Here is a 13,315-nt window from a genome sequence, read left to right on the forward strand (position 1 = left end):
TGCAAGCATTATTGAAAAAAAAATCAAAAATCTGTTCCAACAGCATCAAAGTTTCCTACTTCACCTCTTTCAATTGTAACGGTTATCTGTATGGGACGACAGCAAATACTGCAATCCTCAATATATTGTTGGGTTTTAACCGATGAATCGATATGAGCAGTTATTGTTTGCCAACAATAAGGACATTGATAATCGTGACTAATTAGTTCCATAATTAAAAATACAAAAAGGCAAACGAAAAACATCCTCATTTGCCTTTTCAAAACTTTATTTATATGGATTAATCGTTGTCTACAATTATCGACTTGCGATGAATCTGTAATTCCATATTTGAAGGATTTCCATCTATAATACTAGTAGGATCTTCATTGAGTTTATTGTCACTTAGCATAATCGTCCTTAGACTAGGCATAGCTTCTATACCACTTGGGATAGCCCCCGTCAATTGATTACTAGCCAATAGTAATTCCTCTAAATTTTGCATAGATACAATTTCAGCAGGAATAGACCCGTTAAGATTGTTGTCGATAAGACTTAAAGACTTTAAGTTTTTAAGTTTATAAATATTGCGGGGTATACTTCCAGTTAACATATTACTCCCAAGTAAAAGTGATTTTAAATTGTATAACATACAAATGGAATTTGGTATATTTCCAGACAATTGATTACTGAAAAGCTTTAAATGTTCGAGAGATATTAACTGCCCTAAACTTTGGGGAATAGGACCTTGTAGCTGGTTCATAAAAAGTGAAAGGGAACGTAACTCTTTTAAATTACCTAAACTTTCCGGTAATGTCCCGCTAATTTTATTGAACCCCAAATTAATGGATCTCAAAAAAATTAAATCTCCAATTGAGGCTGGCAATGTTCCGTCAAGATTATTATACTGAAGATTTAGGTCTACTACCTTGTTATTTTCAATAGTTACACCATGCCATGAGTTTACCGGAGAATTTAAATCCCATTTAGTGGTCCAATACTCACCATTGGTTGAATGGTATAAGTTAATAAGTGCATTTTTTTCCTTCGTAGATATATTGGCGGATACTATAAAAGTGAAAAGAAATAGTATTATGGTTAAGCTTATTCGATTCATAGGGATTAATTTTGCTATACCTAAAACTACAGATTAATCCGACTAAAAACAATCTTTTTTCGATGAATTGCATGTAATTTAAGAATTACCTACCATATTCATCAATTTTCATTTGCACTTCTTCCCATTCCTCCATCAAATCCTGCAACTTATCTTTTTTAGATTGATACTTTTTAAAAAACTCAGGGTCAGATACTACTTGATCATAATTTGTCTCTAATGATAAATCAATGTCTTTTATTTCTTTTTCAAGGGCATTAATTTTAGCTTCAGTCTTACTCAACTTATTGTTCAGTGATTTTAACTTTTTCTGATCTTCATAGCTAGCAGAATTCTTTTCTTTAGGAGCTTTATCTTCCTTCTCTCTTTTTTCAACTTCTCTCAGGTTTTCTACATTACGCTCTTCTAAATAATAATCTATATCACCCAGGTATTCCTTTATTCGTCTATCTTTGAATTCATATACCTTGTTTGTCAAGCCCTGAAGAAAATCACGGTCGTGCGACACTAATATTAGAGTGCCTTCAAATCTGTTTAAGGCATCCTTCAGCACATTTTTTGATTTTATGTCCAAGTGGTTGGTAGGCTCATCCATAACCAGCACATTAAATGGCTGTAGCATTAGTTTTGCCAATGCCAACCTGTTTCGTTCTCCCCCAGATAGGACTCTAACATACTTTTCCACCTCTTCCCCCCTAAACAAAAATGCACCAAGAATATCACGCACTTTACTTCTGTTAGTTTCATTGGCAGCATCTATCATGGTATCCAAAACTGTTTTGTTACCATCTAGGTACTCTGCCTGATTTTGTGCGAAATAACCAATCTGAACGTTATGTCCCAACTTTAAGTGGCCATGGTATTTAATTTCCCCTACTATAATTTTGGCTAATGTTGACTTTCCCTGTCCGTTTTGTCCAACAAAGGCAGTTTTACTATCTCTTTCTATCAACAAATCAATCCCACTAAGCACACTTTTGTCCCCATAACTTTTAGATACATTATCTGCCTCTACCACGACTTTCCCAGGGTTTACAGATACCGGGAAATTTAAAGTCATTACACTATTATCGTCTTCATCAACCTCTATACGCTCTATTTTATCCAGTTTTTTAATGAGCGATTGTGCCATAGTAGCTTTTGATGCCTTAGCCCTAAACTTTTCTATAAGTTTTTCGGTTTGCTCTATTTGCTTTTGCTGATTCTTTTGGGCAGCCAACTGTTGTTCCTTAATTTCATTTCTAAGAGTTAGATACTTCGTATAAGGTTTTGGATAATCGTAGATCCGTCCTAAGGAAATTTCAATTGTACGATTTGTTACGTTATCTAAAAACATTTTATCGTGCGACACGATAACCACAGCCCCTGGATACTGCTTTAAAAACCCTTCCAACCATATTATCGATTCAATATCCAAGTGGTTCGTAGGCTCATCCAATAATAAAATATCATTGTTTTGAAGTAACAATTTAGCTAACTCAATACGCATGCGCCATCCTCCGGAGAAAGTATCTGTAAGTTTGTTAAAATCCTCTCGTTTGAAACCTAACCCTTGAAGTATACGCTCGGTGTTTCCCTGATAATTATAACCTCCTAAAATTTCATACTGGTGTTGCAATTCATTTAAGTCGACCATTAACTTATGGTATGCTTCACTTTCATAATCGGTACGCTCTCCCAATTGGTTGTTTATGGCAGATATTTGAGCCTCAATCCCCTTAATTTCAGTAAAAGCCTCATATGATTCTTCAAGCACTGTTCGACCAAAAACAAAATCTATATCCTGCTTTAAGAAGCCAATTTTAACATCCTTATCCATTGCAATCTGCCCACCATCTGTATCTAATTCCCCTGCAAGAATTTTGAGCATTGTAGATTTACCCGCTCCATTCTTTCCAATAAGTCCAACCCGGTCTCCAGCGCCAAGTTTAAAGGTAATATCTTCGAAAAGGAATTCTCCCTGAAATGCTATAGATAAATTGTGTATGTTTAACATAGAAATGTCACTAATGTTACAAAGTTTTAGAGCTATAAAACTTATTTTTGTTAGGTAATAAAACGCAAAAGTACGGCAAATAAAATGTTTAAAAAAGGAAGCAAACTTTACGGTATTTTTTCTGGCCGTTGCCCTAAATGTCATGGTGAATCCATGTACATAAATAAAAACCCTTACCTCCTCTCTGAAACTCTTAAAATTCATGAGAAATGCTCAAAATGCAGGACCAAGTATCAAATTGAGCCCTCATTTTTCTACGGATCCATGTATGTTAGTTATGCGGTAGGTATAGCTTTTGCAACTGCTGCTTTTATCGTTAGCTATCTTTTCCTGAGCTCATCATTAATAACTGCATTTATTGCCATAGTTGGGACATTAGTTGTCTTTATGCCCATAATTATGAGGCTATCTAGAAATATTTGGATTAACCTATTTATGAGCTACGATAAAACCTTAGCTAAAAATAACAGTTGATGGCTAATCCTCCTCTGTAAATCTATTGATATCGATTTCCCTATCGAGTTTAACATCATTTTCAATAAAGTTAAAAAGAGCTTTTGCTATGTAAGGGGCAATCATAACACCTCTTGTCCCAAGTCCATTAAGAATATATAGACTTTCATATTTTTCATGTCTGCCAACTAAAGGTCTTCTATCTGTAACCGTAGGACGGATGCCTGCAACTTGGTCAACAACCTCATAAGAACAACTGATAAGAGAATCTAATTTGCCCAATAACTCTTCACGTGCTTCTTGAGTCACATTATTGGTTTTGTCTTTCCATTCATAGGTCGCTCCTACTCGGTATAGATCATCTCCCATAGGGATTAAAAACACACTCCCTTTTAACACATAGTCAAGTTGTAAATTTGGAGCTTTAATAGTTATTAATTCTCCTTTAGTGCCATTTAACGGTAAATGATTGAACCACGGATTTTTCTTTAATCCAAAACCTTCACAAAAAACAACAGACTTTGCGCGGAAATCTTTGTAATGAACCTCATCCTGTACTAACTTAACTTTATCATAAGCTAATGATGACTCTATAAGGTTTTCTTTTTGCCTTAAATGAGCTTTAAAAGAGGTTATGAGTGCTTTAGTATCCACTCTGCCTGTGTTGAGTACTACTCCTAATCCAAAAGGGGCATTTATTGCCTTATTTTGGTTATTTTCGATGGTTGTCGATAAATAGGAAGCCAAAGTTGGTTTATCGCTTGCTGTAAACCAATTGTTCTGTTCTTCTATTGAATTAAACTTTCTTTTAACACTAACAGGGTAATCGAAAGTTTCATCTAAAATTTTATTAAGACTTTGATTTTCTTCTTTGAGTAATTGTAACTGTTCATCACTTTTCCAAACGCCTGTAAATCGTTTTAATACAACTGGATTATATAACCCTCCTGCAACAATGGACGATTGTTGGGAACTGTCATCAAAAACTACAAAAGATTTACCGTTTCTTTTTAAAAGATCACATAAGGCGATTCCTGCCAAACCACAACCTACTATAATATAATCCACTTGTTTCATAATGCGAAGATATACAGAATTTCACCTTAAGACATAAAAAAAACGCCTGCTGAATTAGCAGGCGTTTTTATATTTGGTAATAAACGAATTAGTATGACCACATATCCAATTCGAAGTTTCTGATTTGATCTTTTACTCTATCAGACTCCAATAACTGCATAAGTGCGTTATCTGGAATGTATTCTGTAATAGCACGATCTCCGTAAACGTTTTCAACCTTGTATATTGTTCCGTTATAACGTCTTGAATTTAACAAGTGATCAAACGATATTGGCATAGCACTATTTTCATTATTAAATGATTTTGCATTATGCAACACATTACGTGCATCTGGGAAGAAAACCCAAAATAGTGGGATTAGCTCTGGTTCATCAGCATCAATAAAGTTAACGTCTGGTGCAACAGGTGCAATTCCCAAGATACGGTACTTTAACTCAGCTTGACGCTTATCAAAATACCATAATCCTTTAATTTTATATTCCTTAATATCGTAAGCAGAGATCTCTCTTCTCATGATATATTGAGGATCTACAATACCTTCTGCATTGTATTGCTCAATACCTAAGTCTGTAGTGTCAACTTTTACCAAAGCATCTTTAATATCTTCAAGAGTACGCTCTGTAGTGAAATAAGAATCATCATAGATATTTTTAATTTCACCTTCCTGTACAGCTCTCATAAGAACATCATACAAAGAACGTCTGTCTCTACCAATATTATTAGTATCTACAGGGTAGTACAAAGGAAAATTTACACGCTCATCAAGCACAACTTCTTCCCATGTCATTTTAGCGTACATAATATCCCTATCATCTACGTAACCATATTCTAATGGCTTATCGTTATCTGCTTCCATCTGAGCATCGGTTTTCACACCAATTTCGTTAGGACTTTTCGCATTCAATAGGTTTGCTTGAGAAAAGGCACTTGATGCAACAAATACACTAAAAACGGTTAATAAAAAATTTCTATACTTCATCTAATTCACTTTTTTAATTTGGCTTAATACCTCTTTGTAATGTCTTACGGAACTATTAGTTTGTAAGTTCAACAATTACAGGAGATACTTTCTTAAGCTTATAAGAACTGTTTCCTTTGATTTTAGCTTCGATGTCAAATATTTGGATTGCTTCTCCACGCTTAGCCTTACGTAAAGCTCCTTTTGCTCTATCATCAAGCTTTGTTCCTCTAACAGTCATAGTAGGCTGTCCTGGTACTTTGAATTTAAATCCAGTAATCTGTAATGGTAATTCGAAATCAAAATCATCAAGCATAGCGCCGATAGAAGAAATTTCTAAAGCATTACGTTGCATTTTCACTACACCTGATTCTCCTCTTACAGTACCTGTTGGAGCAGGAATATCCTTAATTCTAAATTTAGCTTTATCACTAACTTTAGTACCATCAGGTAAAGTACCTGTTACGTTAATTGTAACTTCTCTACCAGAACCTGGGTTCATAATGTATTTACCAACACCTGAAACTTTTTTCAATCCTGATGCACTAGCGCTAACTTTGTTATCTGGCACACCTGCGAAAGAGATGGTCATTGGGTTAGCAACACCACGATAAACTACGTTCATCTTATCTGCAGAAATAGTTGCAGAGTTAGGCTTAGGTACAACAGCATAAGTACTTGTTACAGGAATTGTAATAATTGAGTCACCTTCCTTAAACTGGAACTCACCTTTAATTTCTTGCTCACCAACGCTACCTGCTGGGAATTCCAACATAGTTTGTCCTGCTTGCATAGCTTCCTCAGAAAGTTCATTTCCGTTGATAATAACTTTATGAGCTTTCAATGTAGGATCGTTTTTACCTAAGATAATTCTTCCTGTAAAGTTTTCACCGTTAAAGAAAGCCGTCTTGTCTGGTACAACAATAGCATCAAAGTTTGTCAAAGAAGCTTCAACTTTTAGCTTTCCAGCTAACATAGATGATAATACTTCAGATTGAGTGTTCTTAACGTCAGCTTGTAATTGCGTCATTTTAGTTAATGATGCGATTAATGGGAATCCTTTAAAGTGGTAGCTTAACCAATCGATTTCGATTCCATCTTTATTCTTAACTGGAGCGGTAGCAAACTTTTTGTTCACATCATCAACGATGTCCTTCATGTCTGGGTTATCAGCTAAAACTGTAACAACACCATTTCTGAACTTTTCAATTTGATTAAGGAATTCTTGTCCTTCATCCTTGTATTTGTCTCCAATAAAGAAGTGGTTATCCAAGAAATCTCCTTTATCCATAGCTTCATACTGCTTAGGATCTTCTTGTTTTGCAACCATTTGAGTTTTTAAATCTGCTAGGTAAGCATTGAAACCATTTGCCAATACATCAATTTGATCAGCTTGTGCTTTCAAAGGCTTATATTTCGCTGGTTGCTCATTCACTTTTTCTGCCAAGCCGGCCATAAAAGCTGTGTTACGCTCAGTAGCTGCCTGGTTTGAATCAGTTAATCTTTCGTTCATAAGGCCGAATGCAGAAAGTACCTCTTTTGACATGTTCAAAGCCAACATGGCGATGAATATCAAATACATCAGGTTAATCATTTTCTGCCTCGGTGATAAATTTCCTCCTGCCATTTTCTAATTAGTTTTTTGTTAATAAATTTTCTTTAAGCAATTTATATTATCACTAATTAGCTTTTGTGCATAGCAGATAACATACCTCCGTAAACGCCGTTCAATGATGATAAGTTAGAAGCCAATGATTGCATTTGCTCTTTTAACTTAGCAGCGTTCTCGATAGTTTCTTCATTGATAGAAGCTTGTTTGTTAACGCTTTCCAATTGTACTTTGTATAGGCTATTCAAAGATTCCATTTGAGCAGCAGCTAAAGATAACTCTTCACCGTATTTCTTAGTAGCAGCGATAGAATCAACTGTTGGGCTAATTCCTTTAGCAGCACCTTCAAAGTTCTTAATGCTTTGACCTAGGCTGTTCATTAATTCGCCATCAATTTTAGCTTCTTTCAATAAGTTATCTAATTTCTTAGACAATAAACCTTCAGCATCTTTAGGCTCTTCTTGATTCTTAGATTTTTTGTTAGTCTTCTCACCACCAGCTAATTCTGGGTAAACTAAAGACCAATCCAATTCGTCATCTACTGGTTCGAATGCAGAGATTGCGAAAATAAGTGCTTCTGTTACAAGACCTAAAGTTAACATCACGTTACCAGTAAGTGGTCCTATTTCAAAGTGTGTAATTTTAAATAATGCTCCTACGATTACAATTGAGGCTCCTAAACCGTAAGCCATGTTCATCATTTTCTTGCTTGCTTTTGACTGTGCCATAATTTTCTTTTTTAAGTTTTTACACAGGTATTGCTACCTGAAAATTCAAGTTGATTTAAATAGTTATTTGTTTTTGTTCATTTTATCTTTTAGCGTTACCGGTAACGTCGGTTCCCATGTAGTCTTGAACCGTTCTGAATCCGATATAGCTACGAGCTGAATCAGCGTACTCATAATCTCTTGAGCTCACTTGTAAATAGTATGCAACATCTTTCCAAGATCCTCCACGTACAACCTTACGGTGGTTGTCTACGTCATTAAGGCTAGGGTTAATTGTTGATACATATTCGTAAGATGAAGGATCGTAAGAAGAGTTAACCCACTCTGATACGTTTCCAGCCATGTTGTATAAGTTATAGTCGTTTGGCTCGTAAGATTTAGCCTCTACAGTATATAACGCCTGATCTGCCGCGTAATCTCCTCTTAAAGGCTTAAAGTTAGCCATGAAACAACCTCTGTCGCTCTTAGCATATGGACCTCCCCAAGGGAAAGTTGCAGCTTGCAGACCACCTCTTGCAGCGTATTCCCACTCTGCTTCAGACGGAAGTCTAAATTGGTTTACATTCTGCATTCCACGCTCTTTTTGATAAGCATTTTTATAAAGTGTTCTCCACTGACAGAAAGCTTTTGCCTGCATCCAAGACACACCTACTACAGGATATTCTCCATAAGCGTCGTGCCAAAAGTAATCATTGTGCATTGGCTCATTATATGAATAAGAGAAGTCGCGAATCCAAACAGTCGTATCAGGGTAAACTTCAACAGCTTCTTTTCTAATTACGTCTTTTCTTCTTAAAGAACGATTTTTTGCAGCTTTGTAGATATCCATGTAGGTATATTCGAATTTAAACTTCGTAACATCCCAAGTACGCTGCCCGTTATAAGACTCTTCTATAGGAAGATACATTGTATCCATTACCTCTGCATAATACTCATCTGGGTACTCATTAGTATCAAAAATAATATCTACATCGTGATTAAGTTTTCTACCTTCATAGCCAGTAGGCCCCATACCACTATAGTTATCATACATATACTTTTCGTATACAGTCATGTTTTCAGGATCTGAATCTTTAAAAGAAAACTCACCAATACCACCATCACCTGGTGTTGCCCCAACCTCATCGGCTAGGATAGCAAGTTTCGTTCTAATTGTGGAGTCTCTAACCCAGTTCACAAATTGACGATACTCACTATTGGTAATCTCGGTCTCATCCATATAGAACGATCTAACTGTTACCGTTTTAGCTGGAGCATCGTTAATACCTGCCAAATCATCATCGGCTTTACCCATAATGAATGCTCCGCCTGGCACCAATTGCATACCATATGGTTTTTCAGGATGCCATTTTTTTCCTTTCACACCTACTAACTCTCCTCTGTCGCCAGAACTACAACTAGCAAAAAAGGCAACTACTGCGGTCAATAAAACTAACTTTTTCATATCCATAGAAAACTCGTGGTTAATCATTTTTTGTACCCTTAATTTTTTAAGAGCGTAAACATATCTATATATTTTTTAAAAACCAATTTTTTTTTTGAAAAATTCACACTTAATCCTCAAAAACTCGCACTTAAACGATAATCAAATGTTAATTTGTTTAAATGAACCTTAAACACAATTCTTTTGAAAGGCCTTGTACCATCTATCTGGAATCTTTCCCTCACAAGCATCTAAATAATCGTCATGCACACATGGTAATAACGTATGTCTTTTTAATTTATTATTAACATTATTTAAAAAAGGTATTTCTATCCACCAGCGGCCTGTTTTAATACTCTTATAGAAAATGAGTTGCTGGTCATCGGTAAGTGTTATAAATTTTTGAAAGTATTCTTCATTTGCGAAATCATCATCCTGAACCCTACAATTAACGCCCTCTATAAAATACCAAATCATTTGAGAAACAAGCATAGAGGTCATCTCATCATCCTTTGAAGGTTTATATTCGTATACACCAAATGAAGAAACCTTATTACTAATTCCTGCATAACGTGCTATGGCGCAAATTTCCTTCCCATCCAAACCATTAGGGGTATCCCTCTGGTTTAAACTCAATTCAGATGCCTTTACCGACCTAATATCAACACTAACAATATTAGCGTCTCTCATAACAGGCTCTACTAAAGTTATGTCATTGCTAATTTGCCCCAAACGATAAGGCTCAAAGTAGAGCTTCTCCATTAAATCGATCTCCTCTTGAGAGTTAAAATACGTTTGGTATCCAACTGCCGCGTAATTAAATAGATTATAAGGTTCCTCTAAAATAATCTTTCCAATAAAACTATTGTTTCGAATTGGCTTTGCTGTATCTCCAAGATCAAATCTAGAATCAACATTAACAATATTAACCATTGGAATAAGGTTATCGTAAGCTCTATAATTGGCATAGGTAAGATCTTGACTCCCTCCTATTATTATAGGTATAATTTGACTCTTTACTAGAGAAGTAATTATTGATTGAAGCGCAAAAAAGGTATCTTCTACTGTTTCCCCTTTTTTAATATCACCTAAATCTGCAATCTTAGTATTCCAGTTACCTGGAAACAACCCATATAATGTTCGCCTTATTTCTGAAAGATTAATCTCTTCTCCTATATAATTAACGTCATTGCGATTTTCAAGAACACCTACAAAAGCTAATTGTACACCTTCCAATTCAGGCATTCCATTACGCGAAGTATGAATCTTTAATTTCCTTCCAAGAGTTTGCGGTGCCAATAATTCGTTATGAGCCAACACAACATCTGGTACTGGCGACAGGAAATTAAAATCCATTTTGTATTATTTCTTTTTAGCAGTTTTTCTTTTTGCTGTAGTTTTCTTTTTTGGAGCTTGTTCCTCTAGGATAGCTTTTGCCTGTTCAACAGTCATGTCGACAACATTAACAGTTTTTGCCAACTCTACTTTTTGCTTTCCTTTTATAATATTATGACGCCCCCATCTTGCCTTTTCTACACGAATTCCTTCTTCTTCCCAATTATGAATAAGCTTGTCTTTCTCTTTTTGAATTTTATCTTCAATCAACTCAACAATATCATTGTCTGACAAATTATCCCAATCGTATTTTTTGTTGACGTTAATGAACATGTTGTTCCATTTAATAAATGGACCGAAACGCCCCTTACCTTTTGTTACCGGTAAATCATTATATGTATAAATAGGAGCATCTGCTTTTTGCTTTTCTTTAATAAGCAGAATCGCATCATCCATTTCCACATCTAATGGATCTACACCTTTTGGCAAGGATATATATTGTTTTCCAAACTTCACATAGGGCCCAAAACGACCATTATTAACTTCGACCGTTTCACCTTCGTATTCTCCAAGACTTTTTGGCAACTTAAACAAATCCATTACCTCTTCAAAGGTAATCGTATCCAAATGCTGCTCGGGAGACAAACTTGCAAATTGAGGCTTTTCATCCTCTTCTACTGTTCCTATCTGAGCCATTGGCCCAAAGCGTCCCAAACGAACACTTACCTGACGCCCTGTTTTAGGGTCGGTTCCCAATATGCGCTCACCAGATTCACGTTCGGCATTCTCTTGAACATCTTCTACATTGGGATGAAAATCCTTATAAAAGGTTTTCATCATTTTAGTCCAATCTTCTTTACCTTCTGCTATATCATCGAAACTTTCCTCAACTTTTGCGGTAAAGTTATAATCCAATATTGTTTCAAAGTGATTTACCAAGAAGTCTGTAACAATCATACCAATATCTGTTGGCACGAGCTTCCCTTTATCAGACCCCACTTTTTCTGTAAGCATCTTTTCCTTCACTCCATTATCAGCCAATGTTAGTTGAGTATACTCACGTTCAACACCTTCAATGGTTCCTTTTTCCACATACCCTCTATTTTGAATTGTAGAAATAGTAGGTGCATAAGTTGACGGACGACCAATACCCAACTCTTCCAATTGTTTTACCAAAGATGCTTCCGTATAGCGATAAGGCGCTCTGGTAAATCTTTCGGTTGCGGTGATCCCGTTATTCTCTAAAATGTCATTCAAAGCTAAGGCTGGCAACATACCTTCCTGTTCTGTATCCTCATCATCAGTTCCTTCAAGGTACACCTTTAGAAAACCATCAAATTTGATGATCTCTCCGTTTGCTGTGAATTGCTCACTATGCGTTGATGCTCCAATCTTAACATTGGTACGCTCCAATTGCGCTTCACTCATTTGACTAGCTATTGCACGCTTCCAAATCAATTCATACAATCTAGCTTGATCCCTATCAACGTTTACTGAATGACGAGAAAAATCTGTTGGACGAATTGCCTCGTGAGCTTCTTGTGCTCCTTTAGCTTTTCCTTTATAATTTCTTGGATTACTATAGTTATCCCCATAAGCATTAACTATTTCCTGCTGCGCTCCCTGCCTGGCTTCATCAGAAAGGTTTACACTATCCGTTCTCATATATGTTATAAGTCCGGCCTCATATAAACGCTGCGCCATGGTCATGGTCTTACTTACCGAAAAATACAACTTTCTGGAAGCCTCCTGCTGAAGCGTTGATGTTGTAAATGGTGGTGCTGGAGATTTTTTTACTGGCTTTTTCTCAAGATTGACAACCTTAAATTCGGCTGCAATATTACTCTCAAGAAATTTATATGCTTCTTCTTTAGTAGCAAAGGACTTAGACAACTTTGCCTTAAACGATCTTCCTTCTTCAGTAGAGAACACAGCGTCTATTCTAAACGATGCCTCTGGAGTGAAAGCCTGAATCTCGCGCTCGCGTTCCACTATCAATCTAACGGATACAGATTGTACACGTCCTGCAGACAATCCTCCTTTTACCTTTCGCCATAATACCGGTGACAGTTCATATCCCACAATACGATCCAAAACACGTCTAGCTTGTTGAGCATCTACTAAATGGTAATCAATTCCTCTTGGATTTTCAATAGCTTTTTTAATAGCCGTTTTAGTAATCTCATGAAATACGATACGTTTGGTCTTTGCCTTGTCCAATTTCAAAGTTTCCGCTAGGTGCCATGCAATAGCCTCTCCCTCGCGGTCTTCATCGCTTGCCAACCATACCGTTTCTGCGCTTTTAGAAAGGTCTTTAAGCTTTTTAACTACTGATTTTTTGTCTTTCGACACTTCGTACTTTGGCTTAAAATCACCCTCAACATCAACCCCCAACTCCTTGGAAGGCAAGTCGGCTATGTGCCCAAAACTAGATTCCACCTTAAAGTCTTTTCCAAGAAACTTCTCAATGGTTTTTGCCTTTGCGGGGGACTCAACTATAACTAAATTCTTCGCCATATTTCGGTATTTATGGTTACAAATGTATATGAAAAAAATTTTATCAGCCTAATTTTATTGGGCTGTACAGCCCTTTTCTCTCCAATATAACACAAAAAAAAGCCTGTAAAAACAGGCTTTTAA

The 13,315-nt window shown here is 36.1% G+C and carries 11 protein-coding genes; 1 reads left to right on the top strand and 10 read right to left on the bottom strand.

The features are described 5' to 3' along the window. Positions 1-23 precede the first annotated feature (23 nt). From PWU04_RS00910 to PWU04_RS00920, 3 genes are all read right to left on the bottom strand, one after another. Entirely contained in the window at positions 24-212 is a 189-nt protein-coding gene (locus PWU04_RS00910; protein WP_274473921.1) for a CPXCG motif-containing cysteine-rich protein, read from the bottom strand. Between the two features lie 68 nt (positions 213-280). Further along, positions 281-1,096: a Two component regulator three Y domain protein gene (locus tag PWU04_RS00915; RefSeq protein WP_274473922.1), complete on the bottom strand. Its 816-nt coding sequence runs from the start codon at positions 1,094-1,096 to the stop codon at positions 281-283. Between the two features lie 85 nt (positions 1,097-1,181). Next, a complete protein-coding gene (locus tag PWU04_RS00920; protein WP_274473923.1) occupies positions 1,182-3,092 on the bottom strand; it encodes an ABC-F family ATP-binding cassette domain-containing protein in 1,911 nt (636 codons plus the stop codon). Between the two features lie 84 nt (positions 3,093-3,176). Here PWU04_RS00920 and PWU04_RS00925 point away from each other — a divergent pair, with 84 nt between their 5' ends. Beyond that, entirely contained in the window at positions 3,177-3,566 is a 390-nt protein-coding gene (locus PWU04_RS00925) for a DUF983 domain-containing protein (protein WP_274473924.1), read from the top strand. 3 nt (positions 3,567-3,569) lie between these two features. Here the strand turns inward: PWU04_RS00925 and PWU04_RS00930 are convergent, their stop codons facing one another. The 7 genes from PWU04_RS00930 to topA all read right to left on the bottom strand — a co-directional run bounded on the left by PWU04_RS00930 (position 3,570) and on the right by topA (position 13,192). Further along, positions 3,570-4,622, bottom strand: coding sequence for an NAD(P)/FAD-dependent oxidoreductase (locus PWU04_RS00930; RefSeq protein ID WP_274473925.1), 1,053 nt, complete (start codon positions 4,620-4,622; stop codon positions 3,570-3,572). 88 nt (positions 4,623-4,710) lie between these two features. Continuing rightward, complete coding sequence (gene porN / locus PWU04_RS00935) at positions 4,711-5,601, bottom strand: type IX secretion system ring subunit PorN/GldN (RefSeq protein WP_274473926.1); 891 nt, start codon at positions 5,599-5,601, stop codon at positions 4,711-4,713. A gap of 55 nt (positions 5,602-5,656) precedes the next feature. Further along, entirely contained in the window at positions 5,657-7,207 is a 1,551-nt protein-coding gene (gene porM / locus PWU04_RS00940) for a type IX secretion system motor protein PorM/GldM (RefSeq protein ID WP_274473927.1), read from the bottom strand. A 56-nt stretch (positions 7,208-7,263) separates the two neighbouring features. Continuing rightward, positions 7,264-7,917: a type IX secretion system motor protein PorL/GldL gene (gene porL, locus PWU04_RS00945; RefSeq protein ID WP_274473928.1), complete on the bottom strand. Its 654-nt coding sequence runs from the start codon at positions 7,915-7,917 to the stop codon at positions 7,264-7,266. Positions 7,918-7,999: 82 nt separating this feature from the next. After that, positions 8,000-9,361: a type IX secretion system lipoprotein PorK/GldK gene (porK, locus tag PWU04_RS00950; RefSeq protein ID WP_455027665.1), complete on the bottom strand. Its 1,362-nt coding sequence runs from the start codon at positions 9,359-9,361 to the stop codon at positions 8,000-8,002. Positions 9,362-9,529: 168 nt separating this feature from the next. Continuing rightward, positions 9,530-10,696, bottom strand: coding sequence for a formimidoylglutamase (locus PWU04_RS00955; protein WP_274473929.1), 1,167 nt, complete (start codon positions 10,694-10,696; stop codon positions 9,530-9,532). A gap of 6 nt (positions 10,697-10,702) precedes the next feature. Further along, positions 10,703-13,192, bottom strand: coding sequence for a type I DNA topoisomerase (gene topA, locus PWU04_RS00960; protein ID WP_274473930.1), 2,490 nt, complete (start codon positions 13,190-13,192; stop codon positions 10,703-10,705). Positions 13,193-13,315: the final 123 nt, after the last annotated feature.

This window comes from Mangrovimonas aestuarii (genome assembly GCF_028767185.1).
Classification (GTDB): Bacteria; Bacteroidota; Bacteroidia; order Flavobacteriales; family Flavobacteriaceae; genus Mangrovimonas_B; species Mangrovimonas_B aestuarii.

What these genes read in the sequence shown, in the direction of transcription:
- PWU04_RS00910 (WP_274473921.1), bottom strand. Translation starts at nt 212, where the DNA reads ATGGAACTAATTAGTCACGATTATCAATGTCCTTATTGTTGGCAAACA.
- PWU04_RS00915 (WP_274473922.1), bottom strand. Translation starts at nt 1,096, where the DNA reads ATGAATCGAATAAGCTTAACCATAATACTATTTCTTTTCACTTTTATA.
- PWU04_RS00920 (WP_274473923.1), bottom strand. Translation starts at nt 3,092, where the DNA reads ATGTTAAACATACACAATTTATCTATAGCATTTCAGGGAGAATTCCTT.
- PWU04_RS00925 (WP_274473924.1), top strand. Translation starts at nt 3,177, where the DNA reads ATGTTTAAAAAAGGAAGCAAACTTTACGGTATTTTTTCTGGCCGTTGC.
- PWU04_RS00930 (WP_274473925.1), bottom strand. Translation starts at nt 4,622, where the DNA reads ATGAAACAAGTGGATTATATTATAGTAGGTTGTGGTTTGGCAGGAATC.
- porN (WP_274473926.1), bottom strand. Translation starts at nt 5,601, where the DNA reads ATGAAGTATAGAAATTTTTTATTAACCGTTTTTAGTGTATTTGTTGCA.
- porM (WP_274473927.1), bottom strand. Translation starts at nt 7,207, where the DNA reads ATGGCAGGAGGAAATTTATCACCGAGGCAGAAAATGATTAACCTGATG.
- porL (WP_274473928.1), bottom strand. Translation starts at nt 7,917, where the DNA reads ATGGCACAGTCAAAAGCAAGCAAGAAAATGATGAACATGGCTTACGGT.
- porK (WP_455027665.1), bottom strand. Translation starts at nt 9,361, where the DNA reads ATGAAAAAGTTAGTTTTATTGACCGCAGTAGTTGCCTTTTTTGCTAGT.
- PWU04_RS00955 (WP_274473929.1), bottom strand. Translation starts at nt 10,696, where the DNA reads ATGGATTTTAATTTCCTGTCGCCAGTACCAGATGTTGTGTTGGCTCAT.
- topA (WP_274473930.1), bottom strand. Translation starts at nt 13,192, where the DNA reads ATGGCGAAGAATTTAGTTATAGTTGAGTCCCCCGCAAAGGCAAAAACC.